The 20,246-nt window shown below is 46.8% G+C and carries 22 protein-coding genes, 2 pseudogenes and 1 riboswitch; of the genes and pseudogenes, 17 read left to right on the top strand and 7 right to left on the bottom strand.

All coding sequences use genetic code 11. From position 1 onward, the window contains the following. Nucleotides 1-634: 634 nt before the first annotated feature. Nucleotides 635-876: pseudogene (locus PluTT01m_RS15490) on the top strand (IS4 family transposase); the annotation flags it as partial. A 444-nt stretch (nt 877-1,320) separates the two neighbouring features. Here the strand turns inward: PluTT01m_RS15490 and PluTT01m_RS15480 are convergent. Continuing rightward, nucleotides 1,321-1,581, bottom strand: a complete 261-nt coding sequence (locus PluTT01m_RS15480; RefSeq protein ID WP_011147223.1) for a hypothetical protein — start codon at nt 1,579-1,581, stop codon at nt 1,321-1,323. Nucleotides 1,582-1,694: 113 nt separating this feature from the next. On the opposite strand from PluTT01m_RS15480, the pseudogene PluTT01m_RS27615 reads away from it, so the two are divergent. Beyond that, nucleotides 1,695-1,951, top strand: a pseudogene (locus tag PluTT01m_RS27615) (IS4 family transposase); the annotation flags it as partial. Between the two features lie 85 nt (nt 1,952-2,036). On the opposite strand, the gene PluTT01m_RS15470 reads toward PluTT01m_RS27615, so the two are convergent. The 5 genes from PluTT01m_RS15470 to PluTT01m_RS27930 all read right to left on the bottom strand — a co-directional run bounded on the left by PluTT01m_RS15470 (nt 2,037) and on the right by PluTT01m_RS27930 (nt 6,717). Then, entirely contained in the window at nt 2,037-2,327 is a 291-nt protein-coding gene (locus PluTT01m_RS15470) for a HigA family addiction module antitoxin (RefSeq protein WP_011147221.1), read from the bottom strand. Beyond that, nucleotides 2,327-2,605 carry a type II toxin-antitoxin system RelE/ParE family toxin gene (locus PluTT01m_RS15465; RefSeq protein ID WP_011147220.1) on the bottom strand — a complete coding sequence of 93 codons (279 nt, stop codon included), beginning with the start codon at nt 2,603-2,605 and terminating at the stop codon, nt 2,327-2,329. The genes PluTT01m_RS15470 and PluTT01m_RS15465 overlap by 1 nt, the downstream gene beginning before the upstream one ends. An 822-nt stretch (nt 2,606-3,427) precedes the next feature. Next, entirely contained in the window at nt 3,428-4,954 is a 1,527-nt protein-coding gene (locus PluTT01m_RS15460; protein WP_011147219.1) for a trypsin-like serine peptidase, read from the bottom strand. Nucleotides 4,955-5,376: 422 nt separating this feature from the next. Beyond that, entirely contained in the window at nt 5,377-5,721 is a 345-nt protein-coding gene (locus tag PluTT01m_RS27610) for a molecular chaperone TorD family protein (RefSeq protein ID WP_238397889.1), read from the bottom strand. A gap of 723 nt (nt 5,722-6,444) precedes the next feature. Beyond that, a riboswitch (cobalamin riboswitch) is annotated at nt 6,445-6,630 on the top strand. Further along, on the bottom strand, nt 6,595-6,717 hold the full coding sequence (locus PluTT01m_RS27930) for a hypothetical protein (protein WP_255562387.1): 123 nt from the start codon (nt 6,715-6,717) through the stop codon (nt 6,595-6,597). Its footprint overlaps the riboswitch before it by 36 nt. A 14-nt stretch (nt 6,718-6,731) precedes the next feature. On the opposite strand from PluTT01m_RS27930, the gene PluTT01m_RS15450 reads away from it, so the two are divergent. The 15 genes from PluTT01m_RS15450 to cobS all read left to right on the top strand — a co-directional run bounded on the left by PluTT01m_RS15450 (nt 6,732) and on the right by cobS (nt 19,851). Next, on the top strand, nt 6,732-8,114 hold the full coding sequence (locus PluTT01m_RS15450) for a cobyrinic acid a,c-diamide synthase CobB (RefSeq protein ID WP_011147218.1): 1,383 nt from the start codon (nt 6,732-6,734) through the stop codon (nt 8,112-8,114). Then, nucleotides 8,111-9,070, top strand: coding sequence for an adenosylcobinamide-phosphate synthase CbiB (gene cbiB, locus PluTT01m_RS15445; RefSeq protein WP_011147217.1), 960 nt, complete (start codon nt 8,111-8,113; stop codon nt 9,068-9,070). Before PluTT01m_RS15450 ends, cbiB begins: the two co-directional genes overlap by 4 nt. 14 nt (nt 9,071-9,084) lie before the next feature. Continuing rightward, nucleotides 9,085-9,717, top strand: coding sequence for a cobalt-precorrin-8 methylmutase (locus PluTT01m_RS15440; protein WP_011147216.1), 633 nt, complete (start codon nt 9,085-9,087; stop codon nt 9,715-9,717). Then, nucleotides 9,714-10,850 (top strand): cobalt-precorrin-5B (C(1))-methyltransferase CbiD, encoded by a 1,137-nt coding sequence (cbiD, locus tag PluTT01m_RS15435; RefSeq protein ID WP_011147215.1) that lies wholly within the window; start codon nt 9,714-9,716, stop codon nt 10,848-10,850. Before PluTT01m_RS15440 ends, cbiD begins: the two co-directional genes overlap by 4 nt. After that, complete coding sequence (locus PluTT01m_RS15430; RefSeq protein ID WP_011147214.1) at nt 10,847-11,449, top strand: cobalt-precorrin-7 (C(5))-methyltransferase; 603 nt, start codon at nt 10,847-10,849, stop codon at nt 11,447-11,449. The genes cbiD and PluTT01m_RS15430 overlap by 4 nt, the downstream gene beginning before the upstream one ends. After that, nucleotides 11,439-12,008 (top strand): decarboxylating cobalt-precorrin-6B (C(15))-methyltransferase, encoded by a 570-nt coding sequence (locus tag PluTT01m_RS15425; protein WP_011147213.1) that lies wholly within the window; start codon nt 11,439-11,441, stop codon nt 12,006-12,008. The genes PluTT01m_RS15430 and PluTT01m_RS15425 overlap by 11 nt, the downstream gene beginning before the upstream one ends. Further along, nucleotides 12,001-12,774, top strand: a complete 774-nt coding sequence (locus PluTT01m_RS15420; protein WP_011147212.1) for a cobalt-precorrin-4 methyltransferase — start codon at nt 12,001-12,003, stop codon at nt 12,772-12,774. The genes PluTT01m_RS15425 and PluTT01m_RS15420 overlap by 8 nt, the downstream gene beginning before the upstream one ends. Continuing rightward, nucleotides 12,755-13,816: a cobalt-precorrin 5A hydrolase gene (gene cbiG, locus PluTT01m_RS15415; protein ID WP_011147211.1), complete on the top strand. Its 1,062-nt coding sequence runs from the start codon at nt 12,755-12,757 to the stop codon at nt 13,814-13,816. Before PluTT01m_RS15420 ends, cbiG begins: the two co-directional genes overlap by 20 nt. Next, nucleotides 13,810-14,535: a precorrin-3B C(17)-methyltransferase gene (locus PluTT01m_RS15410; protein WP_011147210.1), complete on the top strand. Its 726-nt coding sequence runs from the start codon at nt 13,810-13,812 to the stop codon at nt 14,533-14,535. The genes cbiG and PluTT01m_RS15410 overlap by 7 nt, the downstream gene beginning before the upstream one ends. After that, complete coding sequence (locus PluTT01m_RS15405; protein WP_011147209.1) at nt 14,532-15,317, top strand: cobalt-precorrin-6A reductase; 786 nt, start codon at nt 14,532-14,534, stop codon at nt 15,315-15,317. Before PluTT01m_RS15410 ends, PluTT01m_RS15405 begins: the two co-directional genes overlap by 4 nt. Nucleotides 15,318-15,330: 13 nt before the next feature. Then, nucleotides 15,331-16,125 (top strand): sirohydrochlorin cobaltochelatase, encoded by a 795-nt coding sequence (gene cbiK / locus PluTT01m_RS15400; protein ID WP_011147208.1) that lies wholly within the window; start codon nt 15,331-15,333, stop codon nt 16,123-16,125. Next, complete coding sequence (locus tag PluTT01m_RS15395) at nt 16,125-16,838, top strand: cobalt-factor II C(20)-methyltransferase (RefSeq protein ID WP_011147207.1); 714 nt, start codon at nt 16,125-16,127, stop codon at nt 16,836-16,838. Before cbiK ends, PluTT01m_RS15395 begins: the two co-directional genes overlap by 1 nt. A 189-nt stretch (nt 16,839-17,027) precedes the next feature. Continuing rightward, entirely contained in the window at nt 17,028-18,566 is a 1,539-nt protein-coding gene (locus PluTT01m_RS15390; protein ID WP_011147206.1) for a cobyric acid synthase, read from the top strand. Next, nucleotides 18,563-19,108 carry a bifunctional adenosylcobinamide kinase/adenosylcobinamide-phosphate guanylyltransferase gene (gene cobU, locus PluTT01m_RS15385; protein ID WP_011147205.1) on the top strand — a complete coding sequence of 182 codons (546 nt, stop codon included), beginning with the start codon at nt 18,563-18,565 and terminating at the stop codon, nt 19,106-19,108. Before PluTT01m_RS15390 ends, cobU begins: the two co-directional genes overlap by 4 nt. Further along, entirely contained in the window at nt 19,105-19,851 is a 747-nt protein-coding gene (gene cobS / locus PluTT01m_RS15380) for an adenosylcobinamide-GDP ribazoletransferase (RefSeq protein WP_011147204.1), read from the top strand. Before cobU ends, cobS begins: the two co-directional genes overlap by 4 nt. A 36-nt stretch (nt 19,852-19,887) precedes the next feature. Here the strand turns inward: cobS and PluTT01m_RS15375 are convergent, their stop codons facing one another. Further along, nucleotides 19,888-20,196 carry a HigA family addiction module antitoxin gene (locus PluTT01m_RS15375; RefSeq protein WP_011147203.1) on the bottom strand — a complete coding sequence of 103 codons (309 nt, stop codon included), beginning with the start codon at nt 20,194-20,196 and terminating at the stop codon, nt 19,888-19,890. Nucleotides 20,197-20,246 lie beyond the last annotated feature (50 nt).

The raw sequence follows: 20,246 nt of genomic DNA, 5'->3' as shown, positions 1-20,246 counted from the left end.
AGCTTCCATAGGATATTAAGAGCTGATCCCAGTAGAGTTATTTTATTTGTACTTAAGCAAGTGTTGTTGGACGTTATTGATATCGTAATTATAAGTATACCCGTTATCCTTCAAGTTGCCTCTTTGTTGGCTGCGCTCGCTCACCCCGGTCACATAGTTTGCTATGCTCCCGGGGATTCACTCCCTTGCCGTCGCGATGCATCTTGAAATCCATAGGGTATATAATTCATATTTTTATCTGTTGAATTGTTTTTTTAAATGCACATCCTGATGAAATGTTTGTGAATGCATCTTTTACGGATGTGGTTTATTATGTAAATAATAACAAATTGGTTTTATCTAATTTCAAAATAATTCCATCAATTATAAAAACATCATCTGTATGTTTGTTGTATTAATATGATTATATACCCGTCATCTTTCAAGTTGCTTCTTTGTTGGCTGCACTCGCTCACCCCGGTCACATCGTTATCTATGCTCCCGGGGATTCGCTCCCTTGCCGTCGCCATGCATCTTGAAATCCATAGGGTATAGGTGATGTTTATCATATTAAACTTGAAAAAACTGAGACGTTTTAATTGAATTGATATTTGTCAGTAAAAATGAAAAAATCAGCAAACGCTCTGAAAAATCCGTCCTGAGTTTATTAGCCACGCTGAGTACGATAATCTTTTGGCTAGTGGTATACAATGCTGAAAATAAAGGGCTTCACCTGAGATATCAGGCAAATAGCCTTAAGTCGAGACGAGTTATTTCTTATTTGATATTACGGAGAATGTCTTACGACATTCTCCGCTAATTTTACTAGTGATAGTTCTCGATAATGTATTAAACCATCTCGACAAAATCTATCGAAATAAGGTTTTGATTTATTAATGCTGAGTTTATGGGGATTCCCCTCAGCGTATTTGCGAGGTCGGTTTTTAACTTCGTTTATTATTTAAAATTCAACTAATCCCATCGAACCCAATAAAGCGGCAATTACAGGAATTAAAAATGCTAACGCTATTAACGTACATATAATTTTAATTATTGGGTTCTTGTATTTATACACAGCATAGGAAGATATTAGCCCGATGGGGACAGTGATCCAACCGCATACGAAAAGAGACATAAACACATACCATCCAAAGCCTTCAAAATACATCACATTCCCTCATGAACCTATTGTAGATTCTCGAAATATATCACTAATCCTATCAACTCACCACAGCCCACTCGTAAATGCGTTGAAGTATGTGTCCATTCTTTTCTCGGTTGCCTGTTCACTGTGTGTCTTTGAAAAACCACCCTACCGGGTGAGTAATAGGTGATATGTCTTTAGAAGATAAGCTTTGCAATACCAATTGCCAGACCAGTTATTCCTAACATTGTGGCGGCAATCCATTTGGTTTGAGTTGCAATAGATTGGTGAACCTCAATTCTCACAGATGCGATATCTTCCTTTGTTGCATAGTTAGCTTTCATAACTGCGAGATCGGTTTTGATGAGGTTTAGATCATCTTTAAGTTTTTTTACTCTGATTTCAAACATATCGTTGCTGCCTCCATCACCACTATTGCCGCCTGTTTTAAATGGCAAATCACTTCTTATTTGGAACCACGTGATCTCGTTTATTGATTGCTATCTTTCCCCATGATAGCAGGGTATTTCTGTTTTACCCACTCAAGAACTTGTGATGTATCTATCATCATTACAGTCACCGAATGCAGATAGAGCAGAACTCTCATGGTGAAAAAGTGGCGCTTTTGGTTTTGGATTTTATAGTCACTTAGAAGGGCGCTTACTCATCCTGAGTTTATTAGCCACGCTGAGTACGATAATCCTTTGGTTAATAGTATACAATGCTGAAAATAAAGGGCCTTAACTTGAGATATCAGGCAAATAGCCTTAAATCGAGACGAGTTATTTCTTATTTGATATTACGGAGAATATCTTACGACATTCTCCGTCAGATTATTGACAAAGTGCTGGTTTTTTTATCCGGCGCTCTGTTTTAATTCAGCTCCGTTCACCAGACGGAGCTTGCCGCCATGTTAAGGTATTGGCGTAAACAGGGGAGTGAGACGAGTTAAATCTATTTCCTGTTTAACTTGTGCCAAGCTATACGCTTCCTGGAGTCTCAGCCACATTTCCGGCGTACTGCCGATCACGTTGGCTAAACGAACGGCCATTCCTGGCGTTACTGCCGCGCTACCTTCAACAACACGCCCAATAGTTGACGGTGAGACATCCAGTGCACGAGCAAGCGCTCTAAGACTAATATTTAAGTGCTCTATCTCGTCAGAGATATAGCGCCCCGGATGGGGTGGCATACGTTTAGTCATTAATGATAGTCCTCGTAGTTCAGTATATAAACATCACCATCGTTAAATTCGAAAGTTAACCTCCAGTTACCCGATACGCTTACCGCCCAAATACTCTTTCGATCTCCTGTAAGTGGGTGAAGTTGAAAACTCGGTAAACTTAAATCATTCAGGCCGCTTGCTAAATCTAATGCGTTTAACAGTAGGTCTAGCCTGTTAGCGTGGTGTGCAACAATTCCCGCCGTGGTTCCCTTCTCATAATACTTTCGTAGCCCTTTATGCTTCCAACTTTTAATCATTGTTTGAGTCCTGTTGCGTTACGAGAGACAGCATAACACGTGTCGATCATTGCGCAACAACATTTTTCTGATGAAATAATATCAGATTATTGACAAAGTGCTGTTTTTTTATCCGGCACTCTGTTTTAATTAAGTTCCGTTCACTAAACGGGGCTTGCCACCTTGTTAAGAACACCCACTCTCCAGACTTTCCCGCCAGAAACACTCTCGCTTGACGAGCTGGTTCCTAAAAATCATTTATACCCTATGGATTTCGAGATGCATCGCGGCGGCAAGGGAGCGAATCCCCGGGAGCATAGATAACTATGTGACCGGGGTGAGGGAGTGCAGCCAACAAAGAGGCAACTTGAAAGATAACGGGTATAGTCCGTCAAGTCGATGCCGCTATTGATTTCGAATTTATCCGCGAATTAGTTGCCCCATTGTATTGCCACAATAATGGCTGTCCTGTTATCTATAGCCCAAAATATTAAGAAGATAGCCTTGCTGGTCGCAATGCTGTGTTGTTTTTATCTCAGGAGAGCGAGTATTTTATTGCAGGATAGGCGAAAATAACGCCTTGGTGGAGGATTACATCGGGTTAATGAGGAAAATGGATGGCATTATGATTCATAATAAAAGAAACAAACCCCGTTATTTTCAACGAGGTTTGTCAGCGGTATGGTGGAGAATATCTTACGACATTCTCCGCTAATTTTACTAGTGATAGCTCTCGACAATGTATTAAACCATTTTGCCAAAATCTATCGAAATAAGGTTTTGATTTATTAGCGCTGAGTTTGTGGGGATTTCTCAGCGCAAATGCAGGCCCATTTTAAAAATTTATTTTTGTTCTCCAAAGTCCTCAAAAAATATTGCACCTATGTTGCCTGCTTGATCTAAGCCATACATACAAAAGCGTATTGGAGAGTCTTTCTTTTTAATCGTAATCGGTACTCTTCTATAAGTAGAGTAATTTTTATAATCATCGCATTTTGTCGATTTTCTTGGGCCTGCTTTATAACGTATATCAACAACTTCCCAAGGTCTAAATCTGAGGTCGATAACCCAGCTATCATCTGTTTGAAAAAGTAATGTTGAATCCGGTCTTATTCCCGGAAGGGTGTTATCAATTTCACGTAGTTTTATTGATGCGTTAGATGTACTCTGCCAGCGTTTATTTGCAGAATGTTGCCCAATGACACACATGGTATATATCCCTTCTTTGGAAGGAACGGTAAGTTTTTCCAGCGGTTGTGTCGTGACTGGAACAGGTTTGCTGTATCCTTTAGGATCGGTACAATCAACATTACTCGCAAGTCCTCTTTTATAGCGAATATTATCAAAACCTTTCTCTTCAAGGCGTAAATTCCAGGTGACAGGTTTGTTGTTAACGGTACCCTTTGTAATTAATGGGCCGCTGGTGTTAATAGTGATCCCTTTGCCATCATCAAATTTACTTAAATCCAGTTTTCCATCAGAAGTAAATGCACGTGCAATTTTATCAATAGGCATATAATAGCTGGCACCTGTACGTGAGAAACTGTGATCGATAATAAATTCACAAGGCCGGTTAAGACCGCAACCCCAGTAACTTCGATCGACGGTGGTATTTAATACACCAATTATCTTGGATTGATCTTTTAACATAACCGGTGAACCCGAAGTTCCTCCTGCAACACCGGCGCAATTAACCGCAGCGGCCGGAGACCAAGCCCATATGCCTTCATATACAAGCGAAGCTTTTCCAGTAATGTTGCAAGCCGAATAGCGCAGGTAACGTTTATCACTCTCTATGCCATTGACCGGAATATGAGCAAGTTCAATCTGCTGGCTGGTTAATTCTAATGCCGATGGTTCATGATCTTTTTGTAAGGTTACCGGCAGTATTCCGCGCTTTGCCAACTCACCATACGTTGCTTTAAGTCTGAAAACCGCAAGGTCGCCGCCTTTCATTGTTGCGTATAAAACTCTATCAACATCAACAGGTTGGTGTTCATTAATTAAGTCAATGAAGTAGTTTGGCGTGTATGTCCAACCTGGGCCTACAGGTTGATCAATGATGACTTCATTGGTATCTAATGAAGAATCAAAACAATGGCCCGCGGAAAGAATAAGTGCTTGTTGATTGGCATCAGGGGTTTCTGAACCGGCAATAAGTGTCGCGGTACATTGGCCGCGACCGCTCAGTTTTCCGACATGCTTAAATCGCTCAGCGCCCGGATCGGTAGATTTTAATAGTGGAGCTTCGTTGCTGGTATTGTCTTGCAGATCAGCAATATGCTCGCTGTTATTTTCGGGAAGTGCTTGTGCAAAAAAACTTGCTGATACAATCCCTGTAATAAGTGTAGCTAAAAAAATTTTCTTCATATTTTTACCTCGTGTTGTTTACATTGTTAATCTTTCCATGTAATGGAAACAGACATTCAATGAAATAAAGTTTATGGCTAAGTTTTTTTTAGAAATTTAATAAATCCTCTATATGAGTATTTAATGTTTACTAATTTATGAATTAATAGACGGTTTTTTTAGCGCATAAGATCATTCTATTGGCTGCCTGTTATCCATAGCCAATAATAAATAACATAAAAATCAGCTAAATAGTTTTATATACGGCAATAGAGCTATAACGTTCAATGGAACGAGGACGGATTATAAAGATTTTTCTGGTATAAATTCGTTGTTATAAAGGATGAGTTGATTAAATGGGAGTTGAATTCCGGGAGAATGTATATTTATTAGTTGTTACTAAATTTATCACCCGGAGCATTTGTTGTGGAATAATAAAAGTGTTAGCAAAATAATTTTAGTCTTGCCGGAATGAGTTTTAATTCAGTTTGCAGTGTTTTTAAATAGTCAATAGCAATAGTGGCTAAAATGGGATAAAAATCATTTTCTAGTTTGGTTGTCTGCATCAATTCCAGATAATGGTAAGCCCAAGGCAGTAAGTGCTGTTCTAACAATGTACGTGCAGCGGGTTTATGTCCTTGTTCCAAAATGTAAACCAAAGCCAGCAGTATCAGACTGAATTGATCTTCGGGTTCCCGTTGTTCACTGGACATGACAATATTCTGTTTTGCCAGAAATTCCCGGTAAGCCAGTGTGCTTGCACCTGATAACACGTTTTCTCTGTCCAGATAAACCGATCCCCAAGGTGGGTTGGCATAACGCCTTGTCCTTGGAACAAGATAGAGTCGTCATATTGTAGAGATTCGGCTGAGAAGGTCGCGAGCTTTTTTGTCAGATTTTCTATTTTGCGGTTATTTGACTAGGGAAATAATTTATCAATATCGATAAGCAATGGAATTAGTGGGCGGACTTGTTCTGATTTCGGTGAGTAATAAAAACAGGTGCCAAGAATACGAGGTATGGAGGTATATAATAACATAGGTAGTTCTCATTGTGATTTGTGGTTATACAGATGATGTAAGGAGCGATTTTATGATAAGAAACATCATAAGCTTATGTGATATGAATAGATAGTTGATTATGATCAATGATTAATCTGTTGCTATGTTGTTACCATCTTTATCACCAGATTGATGGTGATTTTTGTTATAAAGCGCATAAGTTTATCGCCGAAAATAATAAAATTAGCCGCTTTATTGGTGTGAGAAATATATATTTAATCTGCATTTAAATTCAATGAATTTAATAAGGTTATTATGGTAAAAATGAATATATATCATTAGTTATCTAATAATTAATAACTTGAAAAGTAGACCACGTTAAAAATAAATAGACCCTATGGATTTCAAGATGCGTCGCGGCGGCAAGGGAGCGAATCCCCGGGAGCATAGCAAACTATGTGACCGGGGTGAGAGAGTGCAGCCAACAAAGAGGCAACTTGAAAGATGACGGGTATAAACCGCCGTTAGGTTAATACCACACCTTAATGGTGTGGTTGGGAAGGAGGTGAAAGTCCTCCGCAGCCCCCGCTGCTGTGATGCTGACAACTCCGCTGATGCCACTGGTCGGAAAGACTGGGAAGGTTGCGGGGAAGGGTGACGCTAAGCCAGAAGACCGACCTGACAGGCACGAGACATTAACTCCTTCGGTGGGAAGCGAGTTGTCATCCAAGTGGTGTGCGCGGTGTTGGCACGTCTTATTGGCGCTCCTTTTCCGATCGACATATCGGGAATTTTCTATGCAATGGTCAGGTAGGAAGGCATTTGTTATCGCGGGTACGGGTAGTGGTTGTGGTAAGACTACGGTTACCCTTGGCATTTTGCGAGCATTGATGTTGAGAGGGTTGACTGTCCAGCCGTTTAAAGTGGGGCCGGATTATCTGGATAGCGGCTGGCACAGCTCGGTGTGTGGCGTAGCATCTCGTAATCTTGATGCATTTATGCTGCCAACCGCGACGCTTAATGGTCTTTATAATCAGCACATGCGTCATGCTGATGTCGCGGTCATTGAAGGTGTGATGGGGTTGTATGATGGTTATGGTACCAACCCAAACTATTGCAGTAGCGCTGCAATGGCTAAGCAGTTGGGATGCCCGGTGATTTTGTTGGTGGACGGCAAGGCAGTATCGACCTCTGTTGCCGCCACTGTTCTGGGTTTTTGTCGTTTTGATCCCTCTCTAACGATTGCGGGCGTCATTGTTAACCGCGTCAATTCTGAAAATCATTTCGAACTTATTCGTCATGCGATTGAACATTATTGTGGTGTGCCGGTGCTGGGGCGTTTGCCCGTGATGAAGGATGTGTCATTACCGTCTCGTCATCTTGGCCTTATTCCTGCTCAAGAGCAGGCTGACAATGATGCTCGTTGGCAACGGTTGGCTCAGCAGGTGGAGGCGCATATCAATCTTGATCGTCTGTTGGCGCTTTGTGATTGTCCTACTTTACCCAAGGGTGAGGCACCATCATTGCCTGATCCCGCATTGGCTGATGGCTTGACGCTAGCATTGGCAGATGATGAAGCCTTTAATTTTTATTACCCAGATAATCTGGAGATGTTGGAACGGGTGGGGGTCCGTATTCACCGTTTTAGTCCACTGCATGATCGCCGTTTACCCGATTGTCAGATGATTTATCTCGGTGGGGGCTACCCGGAAATATATGCCGCTAAGTTGGCCGCCAATAGTGCCATGCGGGAAGCTTTACAGGATGCGCATTGTCGTCAAGTTCCCATTTATGCTGAATGCGGTGGCCTGATGTACCTTGGGAAATCGTTGACCGATGGAGAAGGGGCGAGTCACCAGATGGCCGGTATTCTGCCGGGGGAAAGCCATATGGGTACGCGGTTGATGCGCTTTGGTTACTGTCAGGCACAGGCCCGTTTTGACACTTTGCTGGCCGCAGAAGGTGAGATTTTACGGGGCCACGAGTTTCATTATTCTGATTTTATCAGCTCAGTGCCTTCAGTCTTTGACTGTACTAAATGGCGTGACGGGATGGCAATACAGCAATGGGCCGGAGGCTATCAGGTACAGCAGACACTGGCTAGTTATCTTCATATCCATTTTGCTCAGCGTCCTAGTCTGCTTGATCGCTGGTTGAGGTCTGCGAGGAGGTTATTGTGACACTTGCTGCCTGGTTTGCTGCTTTCTTGCTCGATAGCTGGTTAGGTGATCCGCCGCATTGGCCTCATCCGGTGCGTTGGATTGGTAAGCTGATCTCTTTGGTACAGCGGGCAGTTCGGCGCTGTTGTCACAGTGAACGAGCATTGAAAGTCGGTGGAGCAGGGCTATGGATAGTGGTTGTTGGGCTGACTTGGTTGGTGAGTTGGGGATGCTTGTGGCTGATGAACGCCATTCATCCTTGGGTCGGCTGGCTGGTCGAAGTGTGGATGATTTATACCCTGTTGGCTGGCCGTTGTCTGAGTGATACCGCGCTAGAGGTACATGGCGTATTACAACAGGGCTTATTGGATGAGAGTCGCCAGCAATTGTCATGGATTGTCGGGCGCGATACTTCTCAACTGGATGCACCGCAAATCACGCGCGCAGTCGTGGAGACGGTGGCGGAAAACAGCGTTGATGGGGTTATCGCGCCACTGTTTTTCCTGATGATTGGTGGTGCGCCGTTGGCAATGGCTTATAAAGCGATTAACACCCTTGATTCAATGGTGGGGTACAAAACTCAGGAATATCACGCCATTGGGTATGTTTCTGCTCGCATGGATGATCTGGCGAATTGGTTACCGGCGCGGCTGAGTTGGCTGTTGTTAAGTGCGGCGGCTTGGTTCATTCGGCTTGATTTTCGTCAGGCACTGCGTATTGGCTGGCGTGATCGTTATCAGCATACCAGTCCTAACTGTGGCTGGTCGGAAGCGACGGTTGCGGGAGCGTTGGGTATCCGCCTTGGTGGTCCGAGTTGTTATTTTGGTGAACGAGTAGAAAAACCCTGGATGGGTGATGAACGCCGTAAAATTGCGCTGACGGATATCCCGCTCAGCATCTATTTGATGATGATAGCTTCGCAACTGGCCTTACTGTTGTTTGCGCTGTTGCGCTTACTGTTGGTCGGCATGGCTTAAAAAAGGGCAACAATATGAATTACCTCCAGAAACCTCAGCAAATTGAACAGAATAGCTTCGCAATCATTGGCGATATTATTGCCAGTGAGCGCCCCGATTATCGTTTTGTTGATGAGATGCAAGAAGCGGTGATTAAACGGGTGATCCACACCACCGCAGATTTTGACTGGTTGGATATTTTATGGTTCTCGCCGGGTGTGCTGTCCCGCATGACAGAGGCATTACGTCGGGGATGCACCTTGTATACCGATACGACGATGGCTCAGTCCGGTATCAACAAAGCACTGTTACATCAGATGGGGTGTGAATGCCGCTGCTATATCAGTGATCCGCGAGTGGTTGCGATGGCGAAAGCGCAGGGTATCACGCGCTCTATGGCCGCGGTAGACGTCGCACTGGCGGAAGAGGGGGACAAAATCTTCGTGTTCGGTAACGCGCCAACCGCCCTGTTCCGTCTGCTGGAAAGGAAGGCTTCACCGTTGGCGGTGGTTGGGGTGCCTGTCGGTTTTGTCGGTGCGGCGGAATCGAAAGCCGCTTTGATGCAAAGTGAACTGCCTTGTATCGCCGCCGCAGGTCGTAAAGGGGGAAGTAATATCGCGGCGGCGATTATCAATGCCATTCTGTACCGATTGCAGGAGGCACAATGAGTGACACCATGCAACTAGACAGCATCTGGCATAACGGTAAGCAGTATCGCAAGGGTTATACCACGGGTTCCTGTGCTACCGCTGCCGCTAAGGTTGCCGCATTAATGGTGCTGCGTCAGCAAGTTATCGATCACGTTTCTATTGTTACCCCTTCGGGTGTGACATTACGCCTTAACGTTGAACAGCCGTTGATCGAAGGGCAGCAGGCGACCGCCGCTATCCGTAAAGACGGTGGCGATGATGTAGATGCCACTCATGGCATGTTGATTTTTGCTCGTGTCACCTTGTGCGATCACGGTGAGATCCATCTGCGGGGCGGGGAAGGTGTCGGCACGGTTACCCGTAAAGGTGTGGGATTACCGGTAGGCAGCTCTGCGATTAATCGTACACCGCGTCAGACCATTGAGGCCGCAGTACGGGAAGCTATCGGTCCTTTACGGGGCGCGGAGGTGGAAATTTTCGCGCCGGAAGGTGAAGAGCGGGCAAAGAAAACTTACAACGGGCGATTGGGGATACTGGGCGGCATTTCCATCATTGGTACTACTGGCATCGTCACGCCAATGTCGGAGGAGAGTTGGAAACGTTCGTTGGCGATAGAGCTGGAAATGAAACGTTCGGCGGGTGCAGAAAAGGTCATTCTGGTGCCGGGCAATCACGGTGAGCGTTTTGTGCGTGAACAATTAGGGCTTGATGGTCAGCTAGTGGTCACCATGAGTAACTTCGTGGGTTACATGTTGCAGGAAGCGGTGCGGCTTGGGTTCCGCCATATCATGTTGGTGGGACATCCCGGCAAACTGGTGAAAGTGGCCGCCGGCATTTTCCATACCCACAGTCATATTGCTGATGGCCGCATGGAAACGTTGATTGCTTATCTGGCACTGATGGGGGCGTCGCAGGAATTACTGTTGGAAGTGAGTCACTGCGATACCACGGAAGCTGCAATGGAACTGATTGCGGAACACGGCTTGCAAGCGGTTTATGACCGTATTGCTGAACGCATTTGTGAACGAATGAGTGAAATGTTGCGTTTTGCGGTTAACCCGCCGCGCTGTGATGCCATTATGTTCTCCTTTGATAATCAAATACTTGGCACCAGTCGCCCATTAAATGACATTTTGGAGGCAATGCGATGATCACCGTAGTGGGAATTGGTCCCGGCGATACTGCGTATCTGATACCGCAGGCACAGCACTCTATCACTGAGGCGGAGGTATTGGTTGGTGGTAGACGCCATCTGGAGATATTTAGCGGCATCACCCACGAAACCCGCGTACTGGATGCGGATCTTGCTGGTTTGCTTGCTTGGCTACAGAACAACAGTACACGTCGGATTGTGGTATTAGCGTCTGGTGACCCGCTGTTATATGGCATTGGCAAATTATTGTCTGAATATTTTACCGCAGATGATCTGCGCATCATTCCGGGTATCAGTTCAATTCAGTATCTGTGTGCCAAAGCTGCGCTGGATATGAACGATATCTATCTGACTAGCAGTCACGGGCGTACCCCAGATTTTGACTGGCTTTTGCAACACGACAAAGTAGGCATGGTAACGGATGGGCGCGTCGGTCCGCGGGCAATTGCGCAGGCCATTATTGAACGCGGCCTGAACCGTACATTGATTATTGGTGAAAACCTCTCTTTACCTAATGAGCGTATTCACCGTCTGCGGCCGGAAGCGGTGGCGATTGACTATGACATGAATGTGGTGGTGATCCTAAATGAGAGATGATGAATTTTTACGCGGACAGAAAGTGCCAATGACCAAAGAACCTGTACGTGCATTGGCGCTGGAGCGGCTGGAACTCAATGGTGCTAGCCAATTGATTGATGTGGGAGCGGGTACGGGCAGTGTGGCATTGGAGGCGGCGTTATGTTTCCCGGCGCTGACCGTTACTGCCATTGAACGCAACCCGGCGGCACTGGCCTTGATTGAGGAGAATCGTCAACGACTCGGTTGTCATAATGTGGAGATTATTGCAGGAGAAGCGCCGTTAGCGTTGGATGTGATGGCGGATGCCGTATTTATTGGTGGCAGTGGTGGGCAATTGACTGCCTTGATCGATTGGGCACTGGATCACATGTACCCCGGTGGCCGTTTGGTACTGACTTTCATTTTGCTGAATAACCTGAATGATGCACTGGAACATTTGCGGACCTGCCAGATCAGTCAATTGGAGTGCATACAGCTACAAGCATCTACTCTGGCGACCTTGGGTACGGGTCACTATTTTAAACCGAATAATCCGACTTATCTGATTTCCTGTTACAAGGAGAAGATCGATGTCTGAATATTTTGATCCTCGAAAAGTGTGGTTTGTCGGGGCCGGACCGGGTGACAAAGAGCTAATCACCCTGAAAGGTTACCGTTTGCTGCAACAGGCGCAGGTGGTGATTTATGCCGGTTCACTGATTAATACCGAACTGCTGGATTATTGCCCGCCGGAGGCTGAGTGTCATGACAGCGCCGGCCTGACGTTGGAACAGATTGTTGCACTGATGGTTGATGGTGTACGTGCGGGTAAGCTGGTGGTGCGGCTGCAAACCGGCGATCTCTCATTGTACGGTTCCATACGCGAACAAGGCGAAGTTTTGACCGAAGCGGGTATCAGTTTTGTCTCGATACCGGGTGTCAGTGCTTTCCTTGGGGCGGCAGCGCAATTAGGGGTGGAGTACACCGTACCGGAAGTGGCGCAAAGCTTGATCATTACCCGGATTGAAGGGCGCACGCCAGTGCCGCCGCTCGAACAACTGGAATCCTTCGCTGCTCATCAAACGTCAATGGCGATTTATCTTTCTGTACAGAAAATGAGACATGTGGCTGCGCGTCTTCAAGCTGGTGGTTATCCGGCAACGACGCCGGTCGCGGTGATCTACAAAGCGACTTGGGATGAAAGCTTAACCGTGCGGGGTACTTTGGCGGATATCGCTGAAAAAGTACAGACAGCGGGTATTCGTAAAACCGCTTTGATTCTGGTTGGTGCTTTTTTGGGAGAGGAGTACCACTATTCCAAGCTTTATGATGCGGGGTTTAGCCATGAATATCGCCGGGCATGAATCGATTGCGGTGTTCTGTCTGACGCCGGGAGGGGTCAGACTGGTACATCGATTGAAAACTCATCTTCCTCTGACCTGTTTTACCAGCGAAAAGTTACTGGAGCCGGGGTTTACGCCTTTTAATGGCAGCTTTGGCGACACGTTGCGTGAGGCATTTAAACACTATTCGGCGTTGGTGGTGGTGGCGGCGCTGGGCATCACGGTACGCCTGCTTGCGCCACTTATAAATGACAAGATGCATGATCCCGCTGTGGTGGTGATTGATGAAGGGGGTCAGCATGTTATTAGCCTGTTATCCGGTCATGTGGGTGGCGCTAATGCATTGACTCACCATTTGGCGGCGTTATTGGGGGCTGATCCGGTGATCACAACCGCCACCGATGTTAATGGCATGGCGGCGCTGGACACCCTTGCCACGCAATTAGATGCCGATATGCAGGATTTTCGCCACGTGGTGAAGGTGATAAATCAAATGCTGGTCAGTGGTCAAAAAGTGGGGTTGTGGTGGGATGAACCACTGCTTAGTGAACGTGAGCAGTGTGATATCCGGGGTTTTGTCTCGGTAGCGTGTCTGGAAGAATTGCCAGAACTGGATGCGCTGGTGTGTATCACATTGCGAGATGCATTGCCGGAATTGCCTCTACCGGTTTACAAACTGGTGCCGAAGCGTGTGGTGGCCGGGATCGGTTGTCGCCGGGATACGCCATTGCAAACAGTGATTGAGCTATTGCAGCAGCAGATGGCGGAAAACCATTTCGATCTGATGGCGTTACGTGCCATCGGCAGTGTTGTGATTAAAAAGGATGAACCGGCGCTAAATCAGCTAGCACAACGTTGGCGTGTACCGTTTCAGTTGTTCAGTGTTAATGAATTAAGTCTTCATGAGCAACGTTTTCCTGCATCCGATTTTGTCCGCCAGACGGTGGGGGTTGGCAGTGTTTCGCAGCCTGTCGCTTGGTTGATGAGTGAAGGAAAATTGGTTGGTCGGACCTTGCGTCAGCAGGGCGTCACTATCACTTTGGGGGTATCACAATCATGTTAACAGTAATCGGTATTGGACCAGGCAATGAATCCATGATGACGCAGGACGCGATTGCAGCGATCCAAGAAGCGGAAATTATTGTCGGCTATAAAACCTACACCCATTTAGTTAAACATCTAACGATGGATAAAGAAGTGATTAAGACCGGTATGTGCAAAGAGATTGAACGCTGCCAGAAAGCGATCGATCTGGCATTGTCCGGCCGTAAAGTCGCGTTGATCAGCAGTGGTGATGCGGGAATTTATGGCATGGCCGGCTTAGTACTGGAATTGGTTTGCCAGCAACAGTGTGATCTTGAAGTTAAATTGGTCGCCGGGATCACCGCCAGTATTGCTGCGGCGTCGTTATTAGGCGCGCCGTTGATGCACGATTTTTGTCATATCAGTTTAAGTGATCTGCTAACGCCGTGGCCGATGATTGAGAAACGTATTATTGCCGCCGCACAAGCCGATTTTGTTATCTGTTTTTATAACCCACGTAGCCGTGGCCGGGAAGGGCATCTTGCCAAAGCATTTGACCTTATGCGACCGTGGAAAGCAGCGCAGACACCGGTTGGCGTAGTAAAAGCCGCGGGACGTAAAAAACAGGATAAATGGATTACTACGTTTGGCGAGATGGATTTCTCCCCGGTGGATATGACCAGTCTGGTGATTGTTGGCAATCAAACAACTTATTGCCGTGATGGATTGATGATCACGCCACGGGGGTATGAATTATGAGTCATCCGGCTATCCATGTTTTCGGTGGTACCAGCGATGCCCGGTTGCTCTGTCAGGCACTAGATGCAGCAGGAGCAGGTTATCGTCTCTCTGTTGCGACTGATGCAGGGAGACAACTGGCCGGTGATATTCAGGGAGAAGTGGTGGTGGGGCGAATGGATGCTGAGGCGATGGTGGATTACTTTGATCAGCATAAAGTACGTTGGGTGATTGATGCTTCTCATCCTTATGCAGATGCACTAAGCCAAAATGTGCTCACAGCATGTCGTCGTTTGTCACTGAGGCTTACTCGCTATCAGCGTCCCAGTGAGATTGACTTACTGAGCCATCCACTGTTGCACAAAGTAAATAGTATCGAGGCGGCTTGCGACGTTGCCCGGACACTAGGACAACGGATCTTGCTCACCACCGGCAGTAAACAACTGGAGCTATATCAGCGTTTACTACCGGGAAAAACATTGTTGGTACGGGTATTGCCGACCGCCGAGGTATTGATTCAGTGTGAAGCGTTAGGATTGGGGGTCGATCATATTATCGCGTTGCGTGGGCCATTTACGGCTGAATTCAATCATGCAGTGTATGAGTTTTGTCACCCTGACGTGGTGATTACAAAAGAGTCCGGGGCCGAGGGGGGATATCAACAGAAAGTGGCGCCCTGTCTGGCGCTTAATATTCCCTGTATTGTGGTGTGCCGTCCTACACAGACTTTACAGGGAGATGAAGGAGAGCAGATTAGTTCGCTGGATGAGTTTGTCCAACACCTAGCCAGTTGGCAGGAATAATGAGGGCAATAAAATGAAAAAAGCACTATTAATCATCAGCTTTGGTACCAGCTATCATCAAACCCGACAAAAGAATATTGATGTCTGTGAACAACAATTGGCCGCAGCTTACCGTGATCGCGATCTGTATCGTGCATTCACCTCAGAGATGATCATCCGTAAATTAAAAAAACGTGATGGTTTACAGGTGGATAACCCACGTCAGGCGTTGGAGCGTTTGGTCAATGAGGGGTATCAGGATGTGGCTATTCAATCCCTCCATGTCATCAACGGTGACGAATATGAAAAGATTGTCAGTGAAGTGCGTACCTTTAGTGATCATTTCCAACGTTTAGTGGTGGGTACGCCGCTGCTTAACAGTTTTGCCGATTATCAACAACTGCTTATTGCCCTGAAAAGTCAGATGCCGCCGTTAGCCGAGGATGAGCGGGTGGTGTTTATGGGACACGGTGCCAGTCACCATGCCTTTTCTGCCTACGCGTGTCTTGATCACCTGATGAATTCACATAATTTCCCGGCATTGGTTGGCGCGGTGGAGAGCTACCCGGAAATCGACCATATCATCATCCGCTTGCGGCGGCAGGCGATACGTAAAGTGCATTTAATGCCGCTAATGCTGGTGGCCGGTGATCATGCGATTAACGATATGGCATCGGACGAGCCGGATTCGTGGCGTTCTCAACTGGAAGCTGTTGGGATAAAAACCCAATCTTGGTTACAGGGGCTAGGTGAAAATCCGCTGATCCGCGAAATGTTCGTTCAACATCTGGCGGACGCATTACAGGCAGAACAACAGGAGGTGGTGTGATGAATGGAAAACTTTATGCGATAGGTGTCGGTCCGGGAGCCAGTGATTTAGTTACCGTACGTGCAGCGCGAATACTTGCTCGCCTTGATGTGCTTTATGCACCTGCTGGGCGTAAAGGGGGGGATAGTCTGGCGCTTTCCATTGTGCGTGAATACCTGTTACCCCACACGGAAATTCGTACCTGCCATTTTCCGATGAACAGTAATGGCGACGAGAAACAGGTGGTATGGGATGAAGTGGCGCAACAACTGCAAGATGAAGTAGCCAAAGGGCGGCAAGTGGGTTTTATCACCCTTGGTGATGCCATGTTATTCAGTACTTGGGTCTTTTTGCTGGCGCGAATTGGTCGGCAAGAGTGGCTGGAAATTGTCCCGGGTATCACCTCTTTTGCCGCGATTGCCGCGCGTAGCGTATTACCTCTGGCGATGGAACAGCAATCAATGGCGATAATGTCTTGTACTGCACCAGAAGCTGAGCTGGAGCAGGCATTGCAAACGCATGATTGCGTGGTGCTGATGAAAGTCTATAGCCGTTTTGCCGCCGTGAGTACATTGTTGGCACGCCTGAATCTGTTTGAACATGCTTTATTGATGGCGGATGCGACATTGCCAAGTGAGCAGTGCTGGTGCCGTTTGGATCAGGTGGACGCTGATCAAAAATTACCTTATTTCTCCACTATTTTAGTGAATAAACAATGGCATACTGAGAAATAAGTGCTGGTATGGTAGCAAAAATATTCATTGGGTTGGCAATGGTGGCGAATATTGACAAATTGGATACATTGATCGCCGGGTCAACCCTTTCCATCAGGTAAGGCGTGATTGCGAACTAAGATCGCTGCTCTATAAAACTGAGGAGCAGCTTTTTGCTCTGCTACACCAATAATTGAAGGAGATAGCATGATGGGCTTGTCTTTAATGTTGCAGGGTACGGCATCTGATGTTGGAAAAAGTGTACTGGTTGCGGGATTGTGCCGTATCTTTGTTCAAGATGGTTATCGCTGCGCACCGTTTAAATCACAGAATATGGCGCTGAATTCTGGTATCACTATTAACGGTGAAGAGATGGGAAGGGCGCAGATTTTTCAAGCAGAGGCAGCGGGTATTGAACCGGATGTACGGATGAATCCAGTATTGCTTAAACCCACCAGCGAGCGTAAAGCGCAAGTGGTGTTAATGGGAAAAGTGGCTTGTAGCATGAATGCGGTGGAGTATCACCAGTATAAGCCCAGTTTACAGCAGCAAATTTGCGAAGTTTTTCACAGTCTGGCGAGTGAATATGACGTCATTGTGCTGGAAGGGGCTGGCAGTCCGGCGGAGATCAATCTGCGAGATCGAGATATTGTCAATATGGGGATGGCGGAGATGGTTGATGCCCCTGTGCTGTTGGTCGCGGATATTGATCGCGGCGGCGTATTTGCGGCCATTTATGGCACATTGGCACTGCTACGCCCGGCGGAGAAAGCGCGGGTAAAAGGGGTGATCATCAATAAATTCCGAGGTGATATCAGCCTGCTCCAGCCGGGTATTGAACAGATTGAAGCTTTAACTGGCGTGCCTGTATTGGGCGTCATGCCTTGGTTGGATATTGATCTGGAAGATGAAGACGGCGTAGCGCTACAAACGGGCAAATATGATGGCGCGACAGAAAAGGCGCTGGATATTACCGTGATTCGTTTGCCTCATATTGCTAATTTTACTGACTTTAATGCGCTGGCGGTGCAACCGGATGTTCGCTTGCGTTATGTGACTCAACCATCCGCGTTGCAGCCGTCGGATTTGATCATCTTGCCCGGTAGCAAAAACACATTGGGAGATTTGCAATGGCTGAGACAGAACGGGTTAGCGGATGCCTTGTTAACGGCACATCAGGCTGGTGTTCCTGTTATCGGTATCTGCGGTGGTTATCAAATGCTGGGGAAACGGATCATTGATGGGGTGGAGTCGGGTATTGAACAGATGGATGGTCTCGGATTGTTGGATATGGAAACCCGCTTTGCTCATGAAAAAGTAACGACTAGGGTAAACGGTAACTGCTTGTTAGCATTACCCGGTTTGCTGTCAGAGTGCGTTGAGCAGCCTATTCGTGGTTATGAAATTCATATGGGCAGCTCATTACTGGGAGCGGATGCAACTCCGTTTATCGATATTACCGAGCGTAACGGCCAATCTGGTGGTTGGTGTGATGGTGCGGTTAATCGAGAAGGCAGTGTGATGGGCAGTTATATTCATGGCTTATTTGATAGCGCTAATTTTACCCGAGCTCTGCTTAACGCTTTGCGTCAGCGCAAAGGATTGGCGGCTTATCAAGGGGAAATACTGGATTATACCCACTACAAACAGACTCAGTTTGATCTCCTGGCGAAAGCCATGCGCGAACATCTGGATATAGAACGGATTTATCAATGTATGAAAACTCATCGACAAGGTTCGGTTCCGTGATCTTAATCACTGGCGGGGTTCGAAGTGGTAAAAGTGTGCTGGCAGAGAGACTGGTGGCACAAGCGAGTGAACAGGTGTTATATATTGCGACTGCCGTCGTGACAGACAGTGAAATGGCCGAACGTATACAACTGCACCGCGAAAATCGGCCGGCTCATTGGCGTACATGGGAAGGTTATCGCGATCTCGGTGCAGTTATCACGACGCAAACCCGACCGGGAGAAGCGATTATCTTGGAATGTATCACCACCTTAATTACCAACCTATTATTTGAGCAAGCGGGAGAGACGCCACCTGAACAAATGGACTTTGCTGTATTAGAGGTGGGGATTCAGCAACAAATTAGCGATCTGTTAGCGGCTTGTGCCCGCATGACTTCCCCGATATATCTGGTTACTAACGAATTGGGAATGGGTATTGTGCCGGAGAACCGTCTGGCCCGCCATTTCCGCGACATTGCCGGCAGGGTCAACCAGCGGCTGGCGGCGGCTGCCAGTGAAGTATTTTTGATGGTATCGGGAATTGAGGTAAAAATTAAATGAGCCTGCGTTTGTTTCTTGCCACCTTACAATTTATGACCCGCATTCCGGTACCATCGCGCTGGACACAGGGAGTGGAAATCGATCAGTACGTGCGAGGTATAGCGAGTTTCCCACTGGTTGGATTAATCGTCGGTGTGCTGGCGTCGGCGGTTTTTACCTTGCTGGCTCCCTGGAGTGGCGCGCCCTTGGCGGCACTGGGTTACGTATTAGCGCTGGCGCTGTTAACCGGGGCTCTTCATCTTGATGGTTTAGCGGATACCTGTGATGGTGTATTTTCTGCCCGTAAGCGGGAAAGAATGCTAGAGATTATGCGTGATAGCCGTTTGGGAACAAATGGTGGGTTGGCGTTGATCTTGCTTATTTTGGCGAAAGTGCTGGTGGTGAGCGAATTATCTCTGCGTGGCGCTTCTATGCTAATGGCTTTGACTGCGGCATCTGTTGCCGGCAGGAGTGCGATTATCTTATTAATGTACCGCCAGCGTTGTGCTCGTGAAGGGAGTGGCTTGGGGAATCTCTATATCGGTCGGGTTAACGGTTATCAGGCACTGTTGACATTGTTAGGTGGGGCAATATTGATTGCTCTATTGATACGCTGGTCTGGTGTGTTGGCATTGGCGATTACGCTGTTGGTTATCGGGTTGCTGGCAATGTATCTGCACCGCCGTTTAGGCGGTCAGACCGGTGATACCCTTGGTGCATCAGTGGAAGTCGGGGAGTTGGTATTTTTACTGGCGCTATTGTGAGTCATTTCCTGGCAAAATACCCAACCCCTATTCTCGCTAAGTGCTGGCTGAAAGAATAACTGTAATAGGTGCATATTGCTTACGGGCGGAAATCTGGCGACTTTCCCAGCGATCATGCGCTGCTTGAAGGTTAATCCAAAAATCCTCATCCGTTTCAAATAAACCGGCTAATTGCGTGGCTTCTGCAACGGATAGGCGCCGGGAATTATTCACAATTTGGCCGATAACCTTGCGAGAAACACCCATCGCATTCGCCAACTGTTGTTGAGTTATTTTCAAGGGTTTCAAAAACTCTTCAGCCAACATTTCACCTACAGTGGTAGGTTCTGCTGTTCTGGTATCCATAAAGTTTCCTGTGAAATCCAAGAGGAATAATAAAACCATATTTACTTCAC

Origin of the sequence: Photorhabdus laumondii subsp. laumondii, from assembly GCF_003343245.1 — a bacterium.
GTDB lineage: Bacteria > Pseudomonadota > Gammaproteobacteria > Enterobacterales > Enterobacteriaceae > Photorhabdus > Photorhabdus laumondii.
Note: the sequence above shows the minus strand (reverse complement) of the source record. Positions and strands in the feature narration are given on the sequence as shown.